We start from the raw sequence: 18,761 nt of genomic DNA, 5'->3' as shown, positions 1-18,761 counted from the left end.
GGCTGGGCTCTGACATAACCCATGGTTACACTCAGGCCAGCCCAAACAACGGAGAAAACAGCTGTGGATACTCTGTTCACCAAGATCATCAACCGGGAAATCCCGGCGAAGATCATTTACGAGGACGACCAGGTACTGGCCTTCCACGACATCGCACCACAGGCCCCCGTGCATTTCCTGGTAGTCCCGAAGAAACCGGTGCGCACCCTTAACGACCTCACCGAGGACGACAAGGCTTTGGCCGGACATATTCTGTTCACGGCCCAGCGTCTGGCTCTGGAATTGGGCTGTGAAGAAGGTTTCCGGGTGGTCATGAACTGCAATGAATTGGGCGGGCAGACCGTCTATCACATTCATATGCACGTGCTGGGTCAACGCCAGATGCACTGGCCACCGGGCTGATTCACCGCCCTCCCCTTGTAGGAGCGAGGCTTGCCCGCGAAGCTTTTGGCGCACTTGAGGACGCCTTCGCGGGCAAGCCTCGCTCCAAGGTTGGTGTCGCTCCCACCACAAATGACCCAGCGCAAACCCTCCCCCGGCCGATTGGGTTAAACTGGCCGCCGAGATTCTTCCCGGAGGTCAGCATGACTACCCAACGTCACTACTCGCCAATTGACCGTCTTCTGCTGCAAGCCGATGCCGCGATGCGTACTTTGTTGCCCTTCAGTGGTCAGCCCTACCGTCCATCGCCTGCCATCGTGCAGCCGGATGCGCAGATGAGCGACGAGGACACCCGGCACGTCGCCGGTTTGATGCGCATCAACCATACCGGCGAAGTCTGCGCCCAGGCGCTATACCAAGGTCAGGCCCTGACCGCCAAGCTGCCGAGAGTGCGCGCCGCCATGGAGCACGCCGCCGAAGAAGAAATCGACCATCTGGTCTGGTGCGAACAACGCATTCATCAGTTGGGCAGCCATACCAGCATCCTCAATCCGCTGTTCTACGGCATGTCGTTCGGGATCGGCGCAGTCGCCGGGCTGATCAGCGACAAAGTCAGCCTGGGTTTCGTTGCTGCCACCGAGCATCAGGTCTGCAAACACCTGAACGAACACCTTGAGCAACTGCCAGCCGAGGACGAAAAGTCCCGGGCGATCCTGGAGCAGATGCGCATCGATGAAGAGCATCATGCTGAAAGTGCGCTGGATGCAGGTGGATTTCGTTTTCCGGCGCCAGTGAAATTCGGGATGAGTTTGTTGGCCAAGGTGATGACGAAGAGTACTTATCGGATCTGACGCAAGCGTCTTCAGACCGTGCCATGGCACGGTCTGTCTGACAGGCAGCAATAAAAAAGGCGATTACCGCAAGGTAGTCGCCTTTTTTACTTGAAGATCTTAGTTTGGCAAGTTGCGCGCGTAGAAGATTTCGAGCATTTCGTGTTTCACACGCGCAGTCACTTGGGCACGCGGCTCAGAAGACAGGTTGCTGGTGGCGTCGCCGAACAGGTAGTTATCCAGCTCGAAGTGCTTCAACAGCATTTTGGTGTGGAACAGGTTCACCGTCGGTCATCTGGTACGCGTCGCGGGTGTCTTCGGACAAGTAGTTCTGGATCGAGTTGATCTCGTGGTCGATGAAATGCTTCTTGCCTTCAACATCGCGTTCATGACAGCTGAATGTCGATTCAACCGAGTTCGATGATTTCGTAGTCGTGGGTAATCGCCACGCCAGCCGCGCCGAGCATGATCGAGGCAGAGCAATACTTCTCGGCCGACAGCTCGATGGCGCGCTTGACCTGGGCTTCTTTCAGCCCGCGGCCCTTGACCACGAAGTGCATGTGGATCTTGGTGAAAACCTTCGGATCTTCGGTCGCACGCTCGGCTTCGAGAAAGGCTTCGCAGCTTTCGACGGCCTGACGGGACTTCTTGAGGATGCTGACCACATCAAAATTGCTGCAACCGCCAACACCCAGCAGAAGCATTTCCATCGGCCGGACACCCAGGTTACGACCGCCGGCTTCGGGCGGACCGTCCATGACCACGACATGACCGCTGCCGGATTCGCCGAGGAACATGGCTTCGCCAGCCCATTGGATGCGTGCCTTCATCGCCAAGACTCCACTGTCTAAAAAAGGGTCGCCAGCTTAGCACAGGGCCCTTGATTGGCAGCGTTTCGCCTTCCTGGGACATAACCATCTACGTCGTAGGCAAATTCTCGAATCTTGAAGGAATGTGTCTGTTAAGCTGGCGCCAAACCAATGGCGCATAGCCAGCTTTGCAGCGAATAAAAAGGATCGCAGGCCTCGCCGGCTCCTACAAAAAACAAACACACCGTGCAGTCTTTTCGGGATACAACCATGGTTGCTATTACCCCCACACCTAAAATCAAGAACCTCGACAAACTGTTGATGCACTGCCAGCGCCGTCGCTATGCCGCCAAGAGCAACATCATTTGTGCCGGTGACCGCTCGGACACACTGTTTTTCATCATCAGAGGTTCGGTGACCATCCTGATTGAGGATGACGACGGCCGGGAAATGATCATCGCCTACCTCAACTCCGGGGATTTTTTCGGCGAACTGGGTCTGTTTGAGCAAGCCGGGCTGGAACAGGAGCGCAGCGCCTGGGTGCGCGCCAAAGTCGAATGCGAAGTCGCGGAAATCAGCTACGCGAAATTCCGCGAACTGTCCCAACAGGATCCAGACATTCTTTACGTGCTTAGCGGACAAATCGCACAACGCCTGCGCAATACCACGCGCAAGGTCGGCGATCTGGCATTCTTTGACGTGACCGGTCGCGTGGCGCGCTGCCTGCTGGAGCTGTGCAAGCAACCTGACGCCATGACCCACCCGGACGGCATGCAGATCAAGGTGACCCGTCAGGAAATCGGCCGGATTGTCGGTTGTTCCCGTGAGATGGTCGGCCGCGTGCTCAAGGATCTGGAAGAGCGCAACCTGGTCGACGTCAAAGGCAAGACCATGGTGGTCTTCGGTACGCGCTAGGCTTGAAAACTCAGGCGGCGAACATCTGCGCCAGCATTTGCCGGTAGAATCCGTCGAGACGTGTCAGCGCGTCTGGCGCCGTGAACTTCTCATGCAGGCCGATGTGGCTATCGGCACGCACCCGTTGCTCCAGGCCGCAAGCTTCATTGAAGCGATTGACCGCAGCGACCATCGATTCGCGCTCGTTATCCAGCAGCATTGCACCATGCACCAGTCCCACTGGACGCTGACCGCCCTGACTCTGGCGCCAGCGCTGAGCAGTGCCGACCATCTTGCGCCCATCCAGATTGACGTTAAAGCGGCCATCGCAAAACGCACCGTCGATTTCGCCAAGCGACGAAGTGCCGCCCAGCTCATCCAGCAACTGACAGATCGGATCGCACAAACGCCGGTAACCGGATTCGATACGGTTTAGGTCACCTTCGCTGCGCGGTGGCGCATAGACCAGCGCGATATTGAGGGTGGATGCCGATTGCGGCACCGGCTCACCACCGGTTTCACGCAATAATACCGGCCAACCCGCCGCCGCTGATACCTCGCACGCCGCTTCGAAACCCGACAAGCGATTCAAGCGGCGCGGCATGACCAATGCCCGATCACTGGGTTGCCAGAACAACAGAGCGAACTCTGAATCGCCAGCGCAGACTGAGGTCAGCAGATCCTGCTCGGCGAGCAGGCCGGCTTCGATGGTCAGCGAAATTGGCTGGGGCATGGATGACTCCGTAAGACATGAAGTCTTTGGGGTACTTGATGGCCTCTTCGCGGGCAAGCCCGCTCCCACAGGGGATCGGGTTGCCTGCGAAGATGTCTTCAGTCGAGCGTCGAACCGCTCACTGGAACGCCACGCTCGGGAAAGAACAGGCGCTGCAGCTCGGCACCCGGGCTTTCGGCGCGCATAAATGCCTCGCCGACCAGGAATGCGTACACGTCGCTGATTTCCATCAGCTCGACATCGGCCCGGTTAAGAATGCCACTTTCAGTAATCACCAGACGATCGCGCGGGATACGCGGCAACAGGTCGAGGGTGGTTTCCAGATTGACGTCGAAGGTGTGCAGGTTGCGGTTGTTCACGCCCACCAGCGGCGTGTCGAGGGTTTTCAAGGCCCGCTCCAGCTCGTCGCCGTCGTGGACTTCCACTAGGACATCGAGACCGACGCTTTTGGCCACGGCCGCCAGCTCGGCCATTTTCACGTCGTCCAGTGCGGAGACGATCAACAGCACGCAGTCAGCGCCCAGGGCACGGGATTCAACGATCTGGTAAGGATCGATCATGAAGTCCTTGCGGATCACCGGCAACTTGCACGCCGCCCGGGCCTGTTGCAGATACGCATCGGCACCCTGGAAGTAATCGATGTCGGTGAGCACCGACAGGCAAGTCGCCCCGCCCTTTTCGTAACTCCTCGCAATGTCCGCAGGCACGAAGTTCTCGCGAATCACGCCCTTGCTTGGCGAAGCTTTCTTGATTTCAGCAATCACCGCCGGCTGTTTCTTCTTGGCCTGATCGATCAATGCCTTGGCGAAACCACGGGGTGCATCGGCCGCCTTGGCCAGGTTTTCCAGCTCTGCCAGGCTCACACGAGCGCTACGCTCGGCGACTTCCTGGACTTTGCGGGCCAGAATTTTTTCCAGAACCGTCGGTACACTCATCCCTCATTCTCCACTTTGAATACCGCGGTAAATGCACCCAACTCCTCAAGTTTTTCCCGAGCGAGGCCTGTGTGCAGCGCATCGTGCGCCAGGGCAACGCCTTCTTTCAAACTGCTGGCATGGTCGGCGGCGTACAGCGCGGCGCCGGCATTGAGCACGATCATCTCGGCGGCTTTCTGACCGTTCTCGGTCTTGCGCTTGCCCAAGGCATCGCGAATCAGCTCAAGGGAAGCTGCCGGGCTTTCCACCGCCAGACCGTGCAGACTCTGGCTCTTCATGCCCAGATCTTCGGGTTCGACCCAATACTCGGTGATCTGGTCATTCTTCAATTCCGCCACAAAGGTCGGTGCCGCCAGACTGAACTCGTCCAGGCCATCCTTCGAATGCACCACCAGCACGTGTTTGCTACCCAGACGCTGCAGAACTTCGGCCAATGGCCGGCACAACGCCTGACTGAACACACCCACCACCTGATGTTTCACACCGGCCGGATTCGTAAGCGGGCCGAGCATGTTGAACAGTGTGCGCAAGCCCAGCTCGCGGCGCGGGCCGGCGGCGTGCTTCATCGCGCTATGGTGGGTCTGGGCAAACATGAAACCGATACCGACGTTGTCGATGCAACGCGCTACCTGAACCGGGGTCAGGTTCAGGTAGATACCCGCGGCTTCCAGCAAATCGGCGCTGCCGCTTTTGCCCGACACTGCACGGTTACCGTGCTTGGCTACGGTGCAACCGGCTGCGGCGACTACGAACGAGGAAGCCGTGGAGACGTTGAAAATGTTCGCACCGTCGCCGCCGGTGCCGACCACATCGACCACGCCGTCGAGGGTATTGAGTTCAACTTTGTCCGCCAATTCGCGCATCGCCGTCACGGCGCCGACGATCTCATCGATGCTTTCGCTCTTCATGCGCATGGCCATCATGAACGCGCCGATCTGCGCATCCGTGCATTGCCCGGTCATGATTTCGCGCATGACATCGCGCATCTCATCGGTACTGAGGTCGAGGTGGCCGACGATACGGCTCAGGGCTGTCTTGATATCCATGGAAAGTCCTTAGCGCGTGCCGCCGGTTTGTTTGAGGAAGTTGGCGAACAGCTCATGGCCCTGTTCGGTGAGGATAGACTCAGGGTGGAATTGCACACCCTCGATGTTCAGCGTCTTGTGGCGCAAGCCCATAATCTCGTCGACCGAGCCGTCTTCGAGCTGGGTCCAGGCGGTCAGCTCCAGGCAATCGGGCAGGGTTTCACGCTTGACGATCAGCGAGTGGTAGCGGGTGACCGTCAGCGGGCGATTCAGGCCTTCGAATACCCCCTTGTCCTCGTGGAATACCGGGCTAGTCTTACCGTGCATGACTTGACGGGCACGGACCACATCGCCGCCAAAGGCTTGGCCGATGGACTGGTGACCCAGGCAAACACCGAGAATCGGCAATTTACCGCCAAAATGTTTGATCACATCAATCGACACGCCTGCTTCGTTCGGCGTGCAAGGGCCGGGTGAAACGACGATCCGCTCAGGGTTGAGGGCTTCGATTTCGGCAATGGTGAGTTCATCGTTGCGCACGACTTTGACCTGGGAGCCGAGCTCACCGAGGTATTGCACAACGTTGTAAGTAAAAGAGTCGTAGTTATCGATCATCAGCAACATGGCGTTAAGAACCTCTTGAATTTACTGACTTTGAATACAGCCTTCGAATGATTTACCCGCAACGTCCTGCACTTTGTCAGTCGCTGGAGTCGCGCTGCAAAGCGGTTTGTCTTGCGGGTAAAGAAGGCAAAGCGGTAAAGATCCGGCCGGGCCGGCAGAAGGATTCAGGCGCGCCAACGCCAACGGGCATGTGCCTTGATGACTTGATCCAGAAGTTTGCTGACGATCAACACGGGGAAGGTCTCATCTATACGTCTTGGCACAGTAACTTAGCTGGGCAGAGCGTGCAATATGGGGCGATCGAAGCGCGTGAAACAATCGACGGGTTCGCGCCGAACGGCAACAGGCTCTATAGTTTTTGGCACTATCGTTTTGCTCACTACAACAATAACAAACGGACTTGCTCATGATCAGACAGACGTTGGCTGTACCGCTTGCCGGCTGCTTGCTCGCTATGGCCTGCACCCAGGCGATCGCGGCGCCCAACCCTTATTCGAATTTCATCGTCTTCGGCGATAGCCTCAACGATGCCGGGCAGTTTACCGACACGGGCGGCCCTCCCGGTTCGACCCTGCGCTTTACCAACCGGACCGGGCCGGTTTACCAGAACGGCAGCGGCGAAGTCTATTCCGCCAACTCGACCCAACTGCTAGGTGAAAGGCTCGGGTTTTCACCGGACCAGACGGCCGCTTCAACCTCGGCGGCGCGTGCGAACCAAGGCCTGCCGGATGGCAATAACTGGGCCGCTGGAGGTTACCGCACCGACCAGATCCTCACCTCGATCACCAGCGTATCCGCCACGGGTGAACGCACGCGTTCGGGCTATCTGCCGACAAACAACTTCAGCGCCGATCCGAATGCGCTGTATTACATTTCCGGAGGTGGTAACGATTTTCTTCAGGGGCGTGTACAAAGTGGTGCTCAGGCAAATGCCGCGGCGAATCGACTGGCCGACAGCGCCCAGGTTTTGCAGACCGCCGGCGCACGGTACATCGTGGTATGGCTGCTGCCCGACCTGGGTTTGACGCCCGCCATCAATGGCACCCCCCTGCAGGCGGCTACCTCACAACTGAGCGCCGCCTTCAACCAGCAGTTGGTCACCCGACTCGCCGGGATCAATGCCGAAATCATCCCGTTGAACATTCCATTGCTGTTGCAGGAAACCTTCGCCGACCCAGCGCGCTTCGGCCTTGCCGTCGGCCAGAATCTGACGGCTACCTGCTTCAGCGGCAACGATTGCACGGAAAACCCCGTGTACGGCATCAACAGTGCCACCCCGGATCCGAGCAAGCTGATCTACAACGATGGGGTGCACCCGACCGAAACCGGGCAAAAACTGATAGCCGATTACGCCTATTCCTTGCTGGCAGCACCCTGGGAGCTGACGCTGCTACCAGAAATGGCCCACGCCACCTTACGCGCGCACCAGGACGAACTGCGTAACCAGTGGCAATCCGACTGGGAGAACTGGCAGGCCGTCGGCCAATGGCGCGCGATTGTCGCCGGCGGTGGTCAGCATTTGGATATCGATAGCCAAAGCAGCGGCGCCAGCGCCGACGGCAGCGGCTACAACCTGAATATTGGCGGTAGCTACCGTCTCAATGAAGCCTGGCGCGTCGGTGTGGCTGCAGGCTTCTATCGCCAGAACCTGGAAGCAGGTAGTCACGATTCGGACTACAAACTCAATAGCTATCTGGCGACCGCCTTCGCTCAGTTCCAGCAGAATCGCTGGTGGGCCGATGCCGCGTTGACCGGTGGCAAGCTGGATTACGACAATCTAGAGCGCAAATTCGACCTCGGTGTCAGCGAAGGCGCGGAAAAGGGTGATACCGACGGCCATCTCTGGGCCTTCAGTACTCGCCTTGGCTATGACATTGCCCAACCGGGCAGCGAATGGCACCTGTCACCGTTCATCAGCGCCGATTACGCCAAAGTGGAAGTCGACGGCTACTCGGAAAACAGCAACCGCTCCACGGCGCTGACCTTTGATGATCAGACCCGAGACTCGAAACGCCTGGGTGTCGGTTTGCAAGGCAAATACAACTTCACCCGTCAGACCCAGGTGTTTGGCGAATATGCCCACGAGCGTGAATACGAGGACGACACCCAGAAAGTGAATGTTGCCCTCAACAGCCTGCCGTCCCTCGACTTCAATCTTCAGGGCTACACACCGCAAAGCCATCTCAACCGCTTAACCCTGGGGGTCAGCCACAAATTGACCGCCGACCTGGCGCTGCGTGGCGGCTATACCTTGCGCAAGGATGATGACTTTACCCAGCAAGGTTTGACCGTTGGGGTTGCGCTGGACTTCTAAATCGCAGGCAATAAAAAACGCGGCCGCCTTACAGGCGCCGCGTTTTTTTGAAATGAGCACTATCCATGTGGGAGCGGGCTTGCCCGCGATAGCGGACTGACAGACAACATCAATGTTGAATGTACTGGCCCCATCGCGGGCAAGCCCGCTCCCACAGGGTTATCGGTGAACTCAGGTATCCGGAGTTTGCTCGGCCAGGGCCACCGCACGAAACATGGCGCGACGCTTGTTCAGGGTTTCTTCCCATTCCAGCGCCGGCACCGAGTCGGCGACGATGCCGCCACCGGCCTGTACGTGCAGTTCGCCGTTCTTGATCACGGCGGTGCGGATCGCAATCGCGGTGTCCATGTTGCCGTTCCAGGCGAAGTAACCGACCGCGCCGCCATAGACGCCACGCTTGACCGGTTCCAGTTCGTCGATGATTTCCATCGCGCGAATCTTCGGCGCGCCAGACAGTGTGCCGGCCGGCAGGATCGCCCGCAGTGCGTCCATCGCCGTCAGCCCGGCCTTCAATTGGCCGGTAACGTTGGACACGATGTGCATCACGTTGGAATAACGCTCGATCACCATCTTCTCGGTGAGTTTTACCGAACCGATCTCCGAGACGCGACCGGTGTCGTTGCGGCCCAGATCGATCAACATCAAGTGCTCGGCGATTTCCTTGTCATCCGACAGCAGGTCTTTTTCCAGCGCCACGTCAGCCTCTTCGTTGGCCCCTCGCGGACGGGTGCCGGCAATCGGGCGCACGGTGATCAGGTTGTCTTCGACCCGCACCAGGACTTCCGGCGAACTGCCAACGACGTGGAAGTCGCCGAAGTTGAAGAAGTACATATAAGGCGTCGGGTTGAAGCAGCGCAGCGCCCGGTACAAATCGATGGGCGCAGCCTTGAAGTCGATCGACATGCGCTGGGACGGCACAACCTGCATGCAGTCACCAGCCAGGATGTACTCCTTGATGGTGTCGACGGCTTTTTCGTAATCGTTCTGGGTGAAGCTGGAGCGAAACACCGGATCAGCCGATTGCTGTTTGCTGAAGTCCAGGCCACGACGCGGAGTGATTGGCTGGCGAAGTTGTTCCAGCAGCGTTTGCAGACGCGCCTGACCTTGCTCGAAGGCGTCTTCCTGCGACGGATCGGCCAGGACAATCGCGTGCATCTTGCCGGCGAGGTTGTCGAACACCACCACGGCGTCGGACACCATCAGCAGAATATCCGGTACACCCAGTGGATCCGGGTTCGGGCATTTGCCCAGACGCTTCTCCACATAGCGCACGCAGTCATAACCGAAGTAGCCCACCAGGCCGCCGTTGAAGCGCGGCAGACCGGCGATGGTCGGCACGTTGTAGCGCGCCTTGAAGGCTTCGACGAAGGCCAGTGGGTCTTCAACGTCGTGGCTTTCGATCTCGATGCCGTCGTGGGTCACGCTGACGTGATGATCGTGAACTCGCAGTACGGTGCGGCACGGCAGGCCGATAATCGAATAACGGCCCCATTTCTCGCCGCCCTGCACCGACTCCAGCAGATAGGAGTTCGGCTCGTCGGCCAGTTTCAGGTAGATCGACAGCGGCGTGTCGAAGTCGGCCAGGGTTTCGCAGGCAAGCGGGATGCGGTTGTAGCCGGCAGCGGCCAAACGCAGGAATTCTTCGCGGATCATGAGGTGCCTCGTGGCTTGAGGGTCTAACGGTCAGGTGTGCAAACGCGCCGGTACGCCGGCCAGGAACAAGTCAGGCGCGCCAACGCCAGCGGGCCAGGGCCTTGATGACTTTCATCCAGAGTTTGCGAGTGACCACCACGATGGCGTTTCCAGGAGGGGATTGAACAGCGTCGGGCAACGTTATCTCAGCGGCCGGATCCAGGCAACCGGGAATTAGTTTGCGCAGATCATCGATCACCAGCGCCGGTGATTCTTCGGCAATCGGCCGACCGTGGTTATAGCCATAACTAAGGGCCACGCATTTGACCCCCGCCGCTTTCGCCGCCAGCACATCGCTGCGCGAGTCGCCGACGAACAACGATTGCGACGCCGGAATGTTGGCCATTTTCATCACGAAAAACAGCGCGGCCGGGTCCGGTTTCTTCTTCGGCAAGGTGTCGCCACCGATGATCCATTTGAAGTAACGGCCGATCTTCATCTGATCCAGCAGCGGCGCGACGAAGCGCTCCGGCTTGTTGGTGATCAGCGCCATTTCGACGCCTTGTTTGTTCAGCCACTTGAGGGTGTCACGCACGCCGGGGTAAACCACCGTCAGTTCGTGACCGTCCTCATAAAAGCCGTTGAACAATTCCAGGGCATGCTCGGCCTCGACCTCATCGACACCCTCGCCGTCGATGTGGTTGGCCAACGCCCGGCGCACCAGCATGTGCACGCCGTTGCCAACCCACTCCCGCACCGATCCGATACCGGCAGGTTGACGCCCGAGTTTGAGCAGCATGTTATCCACGGCCGCTGCGAGGTCAGGGACCGAATCGACCAGCGTGCCATCCAGATCGAACATCACCAGCCGCGGCAGACGCCCCGGGAACAGCTGCTCAAAACCGCTCATGGGCGAGCCAACGCCAGTTCGGAACGCATTTTTTCAATCACTTCCTGATAGTTCGGCGCATTGAAGATCGCCGAACCGGCGACAAAGGTGTCAGCACCCGCCGCCGCGATTTCACGAATGTTATTCACGTTCACCCCGCCGTCGATCTCCAGGCGAATGTCACGCCCGGAAGCATCGATCAGCGCTCGTGCCTCACGCAGCTTGTCGAGGGTGGCCGGAATGAACTTTTGCCCGCCGAAGCCCGGGTTGACGCTCATCAGCAGGATCATGTCGACCTTGTCCATCACGTACTTGAGCACGTCCAGCGGGGTCGCCGGGTTGAACACCAGGCCTGCCTTGCAGCCGCCTTCACGGATCAGTTGCAGGGAACGGTCGACGTGTAGCGTGGCTTCCGGGTGGAAGGTGATGTAGGTCGCGCCGGCCTCGATGAAGTCACCGACGATGCGGTCCACCGGGCTGACCATCAGGTGTGCGTCGATCGGCGCGGTCACGCCGTACTTGCGCAGCGCGGAGCACACCATCGGGCCGATGGTCAGGTTTGGCACGTAGTGGTTGTCCATGACATCGAAGTGCACGAAGTCGGCGCCGGCGGCCAGGACGTTGTCCACTTCCTCGCCCAGGCGGGCGAAGTCGGCGGAGAGAATCGACGGAGCAATGACGAAGGGCTGCATGACGCACCTTTTTTGAGCAGAATCACGATGGCGCGCATTGTATACCTCATGCTTTGACGCGCGCACCGTGCTGCGATGATTGGGTATTAATAGGCCGCTCGGTAGATCTTCTCGATATCGACGGTGCTCAGCTTGCGCGGATTATTGCGCATCAGGCGCTCGATGCCGGCGGCTTCAACGGCCATGGCCGGGATCGCGTCCTCGGACACCCCGAAACTGCGCAGGCCCAACGGGATTTCCACCGCGGCGCACAGCTCGGTCATCGCCTCCACGGCTTTGTCCGCCGCTTCGTTCGCGCTCAACTGAGCAGTCTTCACCCCCATGGCTTCGGCAATATCCTGCATACGCTCCACGCAAGCCATCTTGTTCCAGGTCATGACATAAGGCAGCAGCAAGGCATTGCTGACGCCATGGGCAATATTGAACCGCCCGCCCAGTGGGTACGCCAACGCATGCACCGCGCCGACCCCGGCATTGCCGAACGCCATGCCGGCCATCAGGCTGGCGGTGGCCATGTCTTCGCGGGCTTGCAGATGGGATGGATTGGCGTAGGCCTTGGGCAGCGCTTTGGTAATCAGTTTGATCGCGCCAATGGCCAGGGCATCGGTGATTGGCGAGGCATTGAGCGAAAGATAGGACTCGATGGCGTGCGCCAGCGCATCGACGCCACTGGCGGCGGTGACACTGCGCGGGCAGGTCAGGGTCATTTGCGGACTGACCAGCGCCACGTCAGGCAGCAGGTAATCGCTGACGATGCCCTTCTTCAACTGCGCGACCTTGTCGGAAAGAATCGCAACGTTAGTCACTTCCGAACCGGTGCCGGCAGTGGTCGGGATGGCAATCAGCGGTGGGCCTTTGCGCGGCACCTGATCGACGCCGAACAAGTCCTGCAGCTCGCCGTGGTAACCGGCATAGGCTGCAACACTCTTGGCGATGTCGATGGCACTGCCACCGCCCAGGCCGATCAGCCCGTCATGCCCGCCTTCACGGTAAACCCGCATGCAATCTTCGACGATGGCGATTTCCGGGTCCGGCAACACCCGGTCGAAAATCTCGTAACTGCGCTCGCCCAGCTGCGCCAGCGCCAGCTCTACCGTGCCGGACTTGACCAGAGCAGCGTCGGTAACGATCAGCGGGTTGTCGACATCCAGGCGTGTGAGCTCTGCCGCCAGTTGCTCGATGGCACCTGCGCCAGTGATCAGTTTGTGAGCAATTTTGAAAGAGGAAAGACTCATGTGCGCAGCCTCTTATAGATAGGGGAGCTGGGCACAATAGTAGCTGGGGATTGGGGTTTGTCTGCTATTCAGATAACAAATGACCCGCGATTCCGAAAACACTCTAGATCACTGTGGGAGCGGGCTTGCCCGCGATGACGGTGTATCAGTCAACATGGATGTTGAATGTCATGACGCCATCGCGGGCAAGCCCGCTCCCACATTTTTTCCGCCTGTGGCTTCAGACCTGCGCAGTACGCAGTTTCTCGCTGCGCCCACGCAGCCATTCCAGCGTCAGCAGCAGGATCACCGAGAACGCAATCAACAGTGTCGCGGCAGCCGCAATCGTCGGGCTGAGGTTTTCGCGGATGCCGCTGAACATCTGACGAGGCAAGGTCGCTTGTTCGGGACCGGCGAGGAACAGCGTCACCACCACTTCATCGAATGAGGTGGCAAAGGCAAACAGCGCACCGGAAATCACACCCGGCGCAATCAACGGCAAGGTCACCCGACGAAACGCGGTCAGCGGCGAAGCCCCCAGGCTTGCAGCGGCCCGCACCAGGTTCTGGTTAAACCCCTGCAAGGTCGCCGATACCGTGATGATCACAAACGGCACACCCAAAACGGCGTGCACCACAATCAGCGAGATATAGCTGTTGCCAAATCCCAATGGGGCAAAAGTCAGGTAACTGGCCACACCAATGATCACTACCGGCACCACCATCGGCGAGATCACCAGCGCCATCACCAGCGGTTTGCCCGGGAAATCACCCCGGGTCAGGCCGATCGCCGCCAGCGTGCCGAAGATCATCGCCAGAACCGTCGCTGCCGGGGCCACGATCATGCTGTTCTTCAACGAACGCATCCATTCCGCCGAGGCGAAGAAATCCTGGTACCAGTGCAGCGAAAAGCCCTGCAGCGGATAGACCAGGAAACTCCCCGAGTTGAACGACAGCGGAATGATCACCAGCACCGGCAGGATCAGGAACAACAGAATCAAGCCGCAGAGAATCCGCAAGCTGTAGAACCACACCCGTTCGATGGGCGACATATAAGGACTCAGCATTTCATTCTCCCCTTAGCTCAGGCGCAGGCGACTGGCGCCCACCAGCCAGCTGTAAATCAGATAAAGCACCACGGTCGCCAGCAGCAACAGCCCACCGAGCGCGGTCGCCATGCCCCAGTTGATGCTGGTGTTGGTGTAGAAGGCGACGAAATAGCTGACCATCTGATCGTTCGGGCTGCCCAGCAATGCCGGGGTGATGTAGTAGCCGATGGCGAGGATGAACACCAACAGGCAACCGGCGCCGACACCGGCATAGGTCTGCGGGAAATACACCCGCCAGAAACTGGCGAACGGGTGGCAGCCGAGGGAAATCGCCGCGCGCATGTAAGTCGGTGAGATGCCTTTCATCACGCTGTAGATCGGAAGAATCATGAACGGCAGCAGGATGTGCACCATCGAGATGTAGACCCCGGTGCGGTTGAACACCAGCTCCAGCGGCTTATCGATAATGCCCATGGCCATCAGGCCACTGTTGATCAAGCCGCCCGATTGCAGCAACACGATCCACGCGGCGACTCGCACCAGAATCGAGGTCCAGAACGGCAACAGCACCAGAATCATCAACAGGTTGCTTTGCCGCGATGGCAGGTTCGCCAGCAGGTAGGCCAGCGGGTAGGCCAGCACCAGGCAGATCAGGGTGATGATCAGGCCCATCCAGAAGGTGCGGGCGAAGATATCGAGGTAGATCGCCTGATCGGGGGTGGCCGGGGCAACTTCCCCCAGGTCGTCGATACGGTGATCGACAGCCGCCAGCAGGTAATAAGGCGTAATGTTACTGGTGTTGCGACGCACGACCTGCCAATAGGCCGGATCACCCCAGCGCTCGTCGAGGCCTTCCAGCGCTTCTTTATAGGAGGCCGGTTCGGTGGCGAACGGTAAGGCGCGTGCGGTTTTGGTCAGCAGGCTGCGGTAGCCGGCCAACTCCATGTTCAAGCGCTTGGACAAGTCGCCCAAGGTCTGATTCTTGCGGGCTTCGGCGAGGTCTTCGCTGGCGGCCTTGTACACAGGCTCTGCCGGCAGGCCTCGGCCATCCCAACTGGCGATGGCTGCCACGGTGCGCGGCATGGTGCCGACCACTTCCGGGTTACCGACGCTTTTGAAGAGCAGCGCCACGATCGGCACCAGGAACACCAGCAACAGAAACAGCACCAACGGCGCGATCAAGGCTTGAGCTTTCCAGCGGTTGATCCGCTCGGCGTGCTTGAGCCGCTGCTTCAAGGTGGGGTCAGTGCCCGCGTTCACGGGAACGGCGATAGCCATGGCGTACTCCGGAAATCTTTGATCATTGCAAAGGTGGCAAACGCCGCCTCGAACTTTTGGTGCTGATCGTTCCCACGCTCTGCGTGGAAACGCATCCAGTGACGCTCTGCGTCACAGGGACGCGGAGCGTCCCGGGCGGCATTCCCACGCAGAGCGTGGGAACGATCATCCGGTGAACCGTCGTCCCGTGTGGCGTGGTTACTTGGCAGCCCAGGAATTGAAGCGCTGCTCCAGTTGCTCGCCGTTGTCAGCCCAGAAGCTGACGTCGATCTGCACCTGATTGGCGATGTTTTCCGGGGTGGTCGGCATGTCTTTCAGGACATCCTTGGACAACAACGGCACGGCTTGGGTATTGGCCGGGCCGTAAGCGATGTTTTCCGAGTAGGTCTTCTGCTGCTGCGGAGCCACCGAGAACGCGATGAATTTCTTCGCCGCTTCAGCGCGGGTTTTATCCAGGCCTTTTGGAATCGCCCATGCGTCGAAGTCGTAGATACCGCCGTTCCACACCACTTTCAGGTTGCTTTCTTTCTGTACCGCCGCGATCCGGCCGTTGTAGGCCGAGCTCATGACCACGTCACCGGAGGCGAGGTATTGCGGCGGTTGTGCGCCGGCTTCCCACCACTGAATGCTTGGTTTGAGCTCATCAAGTTTCTTGAACGCACGGTCCTGACCGTCTTTGCCGGCCAGCACTTTGTAGACGTCTTTCGGTGCAACGCCATCGGCCATCAAAGCGAATTCCAAGGTGTACTTGGCGCCTTTACGCAGGCCGCGTTTGCCCGGGAATTTCTTGGTGTCCCAGAAATCCACCCAGCTGGTCGGAGCGGTTTTCAGCTTGTCGGCGTTGTAGGCCAGCACGGTCGACCACACGAAGAAACCCACGCCGCATGGCTGGATAGCGCCTTTGACATAGTCTTCGGTCTTGCCGAACAGCGCAGGGTCGAGTTGCTCGAACATGTCTTCGTCGCAACCACGGGACAGTTCTGGCGATTCAACTTCCACCAGGTCCCAGGACACGCTCTTGGTGTCGACCATGGCTTTGACCTTGGCCATCTCGCCGTTGTACTCGCCAGCGATGATTTTGCCGTTGCCCGCTGCTTCCCACGGTGCGTAGAAGGCCTTGACCTGCGCCGCCTTGTTCGCCCCGCCAAAGGACACCACGGTCAGGTCCGGGCCCGCCGCCATTGCGTGTGCCGCGCCGATCATGCCCATGACCAAAGCGGTGAATTTCAGGGATCTCAACATTTATTGTTCTCCAACTGCAGGGTTAGTGTTGGTGAAGCAGGGGGGCGATCAATGCGCCTCTAGAAGTGGGTCGAGCGCGCGAACGTGTTCGACCTGCCAGCCAAGCGGTACCACGTCGCCGACAGCGAGCGCGGGATCGAGCTCGGCAATCGGTTGTTTCACGAAGAAGTCGGTCTTGCCGCAGACTTCCAGGCGAACCCGGACGTGGTCGCCCAGATAGATAAATTCCGCCACCCTCCCTGAGAAGCGGTTGACGCAGGACTCGCTCGAGCCATTGAGGCTCACGCGTTCCGGACGAATCGACAGCGTGACGGGTTCGCCGGTCTTGCCGACGTTGACCGCCAGCGCTTCGACCTTTTCACCGCGACCGAGCTCAACCACGCAGCGGTCGCCGGTATGGCTGTGCAAGCGGCCATTGAGACGGTTGTTTTCGCCGATGAAGTTGGCGACGAAGGTGTTTTTCGGCTCTTCATAGAGGGAGCGCGGTGGTGCGATCTGCTGGATTTCACCTTGATGGAAAACCGCCACACGGTCGGACATGGTCAGGGCTTCGCCCTGGTCGTGGGTCACGTAGACCACGGTCACGCCGAGACGCTGGTGCAGGTGTTTGATTTCCATCTGCATGTGTTCGCGCAGTTGTTTGTCCAGTGCGCCGAGAGGTTCGTCCATCAGCACCAGTTGCGGTTCGAACACCAACGCACGGGCCAAGGCCACACGCTGCTGCTGACCGCCGGACAGTTGCGCTGGATAACGCTGGGCGAAGGTGTCGAGCTGAACCATGCTCAAGACACGTTTGACCCGGTCACTGACATCGCTCTTGTTCAAGCCGCGCACGGTCAGCGGGAACGCCAGGTTCTCGGCAACCGTCATGTGCGGGAACAACGCGTAGTTCTGGAACACCATGCCGATGTCGCGTTTATGCGGCGGCACGTTGTTGATGGAACGCCCGGCCAGTTGAATTTCGCCTGCGGTCGGCGTTTCGAAACCGGCGAGCATCATCAGACTGGTGGTCTTGCCGGAGCCGGACGGCCCGAGCAAGGTGAGGAATTCGCCTTTGCGAATATCCAGGTTGAGGTCTTTGACGATCAGGTTCTCGCCGTCGTAGCTCTTTTGCACTCCACGAAAGCTGACCAGAATATCGCTGGCCCCTGCGCTTGAATCAACCTGGCTCATACCCACACCTTTGTTATTGATGACTGCTGTGGACTAAGCCTAGTGGACGCTGGGAGCCACGCAAATCGGGGCGCAGGAGAGAATCGCCTCAGCCGGATGGAAGGTTGGGGGTAGGGATTGCCCTACAAGGATGGCGGGGATGGATATGTCGATTCGGGATCGCGACAGGCGGTGAGCTGCAAGCCGCAAGAACAGGCAAAAGCGGCTTTGTGAGCCTGTCGCAAATGGACATGCCACCACGGTCCTGTGGGAGCGGGCTTGCCCGCGATGACGGTGGAACATTCAAAATCCTATCGACTGACAAACCGCAATCGCGGGCAAGCCCGCTCCCACAGGGATTTGCAGTGAATCCGTGGATAGGGTGTATCAGAGGAGTTTGTGCTCCATCGCGTACTTCACCAGTTCGGCCAGGGAGGTGATGTTGAGTTTCTGCATCAGCCGCGCCTTGTGGGTGCTGATGGTTTTGCTGCTCAGGGCCAGTTGTTGCGCGATGTCGTTGACGTTGGCACCTTGGGCCAAGCGCTCGAACACCGAGAATTCACGCTCCGACAGCAACGAGTGCAATGGCCGCGAATCCGTCAGGCCGACTTCGAAGACCATACGATCGGCCAGGTCCGGATCGATGTATCGCCCGCCCGCCGCAACTTTGCGGATTGCCGTCAGCAGCAATGCCGGATCGCTGTCCTTGGTCGCATAACCTGCGGCGCCCACCTTCAACGCCCGAGCGGCCATTTGCGCTTCGTCATGCATCGACAGCACCAGAATCGCCGGGGGATTGTTCAAGGCGCGAATCCGCGGAATCGCTTCCAGGCCGTTGACTCCGGGCATGGAGATGTCCAGCAACACCACTTCGCAGGGAACATGGCGCAAGGTCTCTAGCAACTGCTCGCCATTACTCGCCTCCCCGACCACCAGCAAGTCCTTGGCCAGGCCGATCAATTGCTTGATGCCTTCGCGAACGATGGTGTGGTCTTCGGCTACCAGTACACGGATCACGTTCTTCTCCATTTTTCTTATGTCAGAGCCAAGATCATTCGCGAGTACAGAC

At 59.1% G+C, this 18,761-nt stretch carries 19 protein-coding genes and 1 pseudogene; 5 read left to right on the top strand and 15 right to left on the bottom strand.

Annotation, left to right across the window (positions count from 1 at the left end):
- Positions 1-63 precede the first annotated feature (63 nt).
- Together PSH88_RS03090 and coq7 are read left to right on the top strand one after the other, a co-directional pair.
- Complete coding sequence (locus PSH88_RS03090; protein ID WP_007906873.1) at positions 64-402, top strand: histidine triad nucleotide-binding protein; 339 nt, start codon at positions 64-66, stop codon at positions 400-402.
- Between the two features lie 182 nt (positions 403-584).
- Entirely contained in the window at positions 585-1,232 is a 648-nt protein-coding gene (gene coq7 / locus PSH88_RS03085; RefSeq protein ID WP_305424892.1) for a 2-polyprenyl-3-methyl-6-methoxy-1,4-benzoquinone monooxygenase, read from the top strand.
- 99 nt (positions 1,233-1,331) lie between these two features.
- On the opposite strand, the pseudogene PSH88_RS03080 reads toward coq7, so the two are convergent.
- Both PSH88_RS03080 and PSH88_RS03075 read right to left on the bottom strand, forming a co-directional pair.
- Positions 1,332-1,596, bottom strand: a pseudogene (locus PSH88_RS03080) (adenosylmethionine decarboxylase); the annotation flags it as partial.
- 22 nt (positions 1,597-1,618) lie between these two features.
- Positions 1,619-2,041 (bottom strand): OsmC family protein, encoded by a 423-nt coding sequence (locus tag PSH88_RS03075; protein ID WP_003176451.1) that lies wholly within the window; start codon positions 2,039-2,041, stop codon positions 1,619-1,621.
- 249 nt (positions 2,042-2,290) lie between these two features.
- Between PSH88_RS03075 and crp the strand changes: the two genes are divergently transcribed.
- Positions 2,291-2,935, top strand: a complete 645-nt coding sequence (gene crp, locus PSH88_RS03070; protein WP_305424891.1) for a cAMP-activated global transcriptional regulator CRP — start codon at positions 2,291-2,293, stop codon at positions 2,933-2,935.
- Between the two features lie 10 nt (positions 2,936-2,945).
- Here crp and PSH88_RS03065 read toward each other — a convergent pair whose 3' ends face one another.
- The 4 genes from PSH88_RS03065 to PSH88_RS03050 form a co-directional block, all read right to left on the bottom strand.
- Complete coding sequence (locus PSH88_RS03065; RefSeq protein ID WP_305424890.1) at positions 2,946-3,647, bottom strand: lipoate--protein ligase family protein; 702 nt, start codon at positions 3,645-3,647, stop codon at positions 2,946-2,948.
- 98 nt (positions 3,648-3,745) lie between these two features.
- The gene (trpC, locus tag PSH88_RS03060) at positions 3,746-4,582 is read right to left on the bottom strand and encodes an indole-3-glycerol phosphate synthase TrpC (RefSeq protein ID WP_305424889.1); all 837 of its coding nucleotides are present in this window, start codon (positions 4,580-4,582) and stop codon (positions 3,746-3,748) included.
- The gene (gene trpD / locus PSH88_RS03055; RefSeq protein ID WP_007906883.1) at positions 4,579-5,628 is read right to left on the bottom strand and encodes an anthranilate phosphoribosyltransferase; all 1,050 of its coding nucleotides are present in this window, start codon (positions 5,626-5,628) and stop codon (positions 4,579-4,581) included. Before trpD ends, trpC begins: the two co-directional genes overlap by 4 nt.
- A gap of 9 nt (positions 5,629-5,637) precedes the next feature.
- A complete protein-coding gene (locus PSH88_RS03050; protein WP_305424888.1) occupies positions 5,638-6,231 on the bottom strand; it encodes an aminodeoxychorismate/anthranilate synthase component II in 594 nt (197 codons plus the stop codon).
- 47 nt (positions 6,232-6,278) lie between these two features.
- On the opposite strand from PSH88_RS03050, the gene PSH88_RS03045 reads away from it, so the two are divergent.
- Together PSH88_RS03045 and estP are read left to right on the top strand one after the other, a co-directional pair.
- Positions 6,279-6,641: a hypothetical protein gene (locus PSH88_RS03045; RefSeq protein WP_305424887.1), complete on the top strand. Its 363-nt coding sequence runs from the start codon at positions 6,279-6,281 to the stop codon at positions 6,639-6,641.
- Positions 6,638-8,545, top strand: a complete 1,908-nt coding sequence (estP, locus tag PSH88_RS03040; protein WP_305424886.1) for an esterase EstP — start codon at positions 6,638-6,640, stop codon at positions 8,543-8,545. Before PSH88_RS03045 ends, estP begins: the two co-directional genes overlap by 4 nt.
- A 171-nt stretch (positions 8,546-8,716) precedes the next feature.
- Here the strand turns inward: estP and trpE are convergent, their stop codons facing one another.
- The 9 genes from trpE to PSH88_RS02995 form a co-directional block, all read right to left on the bottom strand.
- On the bottom strand, positions 8,717-10,198 hold the full coding sequence (gene trpE / locus PSH88_RS03035) for an anthranilate synthase component I (protein ID WP_305424885.1): 1,482 nt from the start codon (positions 10,196-10,198) through the stop codon (positions 8,717-8,719).
- 70 nt (positions 10,199-10,268) lie between these two features.
- Entirely contained in the window at positions 10,269-11,087 is an 819-nt protein-coding gene (locus PSH88_RS03030) for a phosphoglycolate phosphatase (RefSeq protein ID WP_305424884.1), read from the bottom strand.
- Positions 11,084-11,758, bottom strand: a complete 675-nt coding sequence (gene rpe, locus PSH88_RS03025; protein ID WP_007941649.1) for a ribulose-phosphate 3-epimerase — start codon at positions 11,756-11,758, stop codon at positions 11,084-11,086. Before rpe ends, PSH88_RS03030 begins: the two co-directional genes overlap by 4 nt.
- An 86-nt stretch (positions 11,759-11,844) precedes the next feature.
- Positions 11,845-12,993, bottom strand: a complete 1,149-nt coding sequence (locus PSH88_RS03020) for an iron-containing alcohol dehydrogenase (protein ID WP_305424883.1) — start codon at positions 12,991-12,993, stop codon at positions 11,845-11,847.
- 220 nt (positions 12,994-13,213) lie between these two features.
- Positions 13,214-14,038 carry an ABC transporter permease gene (locus tag PSH88_RS03015; RefSeq protein ID WP_095052684.1) on the bottom strand — a complete coding sequence of 275 codons (825 nt, stop codon included), beginning with the start codon at positions 14,036-14,038 and terminating at the stop codon, positions 13,214-13,216.
- Between the two features lie 12 nt (positions 14,039-14,050).
- On the bottom strand, positions 14,051-15,298 hold the full coding sequence (locus PSH88_RS03010) for an ABC transporter permease (protein ID WP_305424882.1): 1,248 nt from the start codon (positions 15,296-15,298) through the stop codon (positions 14,051-14,053).
- A gap of 198 nt (positions 15,299-15,496) precedes the next feature.
- Positions 15,497-16,540: an ABC transporter substrate-binding protein gene (locus PSH88_RS03005; RefSeq protein ID WP_305424880.1), complete on the bottom strand. Its 1,044-nt coding sequence runs from the start codon at positions 16,538-16,540 to the stop codon at positions 15,497-15,499.
- Positions 16,541-16,588: 48 nt separating this feature from the next.
- On the bottom strand, positions 16,589-17,713 hold the full coding sequence (locus PSH88_RS03000; protein WP_030130015.1) for an ABC transporter ATP-binding protein: 1,125 nt from the start codon (positions 17,711-17,713) through the stop codon (positions 16,589-16,591).
- Positions 17,714-18,079: 366 nt separating this feature from the next.
- Positions 18,080-18,721, bottom strand: coding sequence for a response regulator (locus PSH88_RS02995; RefSeq protein WP_174160275.1), 642 nt, complete (start codon positions 18,719-18,721; stop codon positions 18,080-18,082).
- Positions 18,722-18,761 lie beyond the last annotated feature (40 nt).

This window comes from Pseudomonas wuhanensis, assembly GCF_030687395.1.
Classification (GTDB): domain Bacteria; phylum Pseudomonadota; class Gammaproteobacteria; order Pseudomonadales; family Pseudomonadaceae; genus Aquipseudomonas; species Aquipseudomonas wuhanensis.
This window is presented reverse-complemented; position numbering and strand designations above follow the sequence as displayed.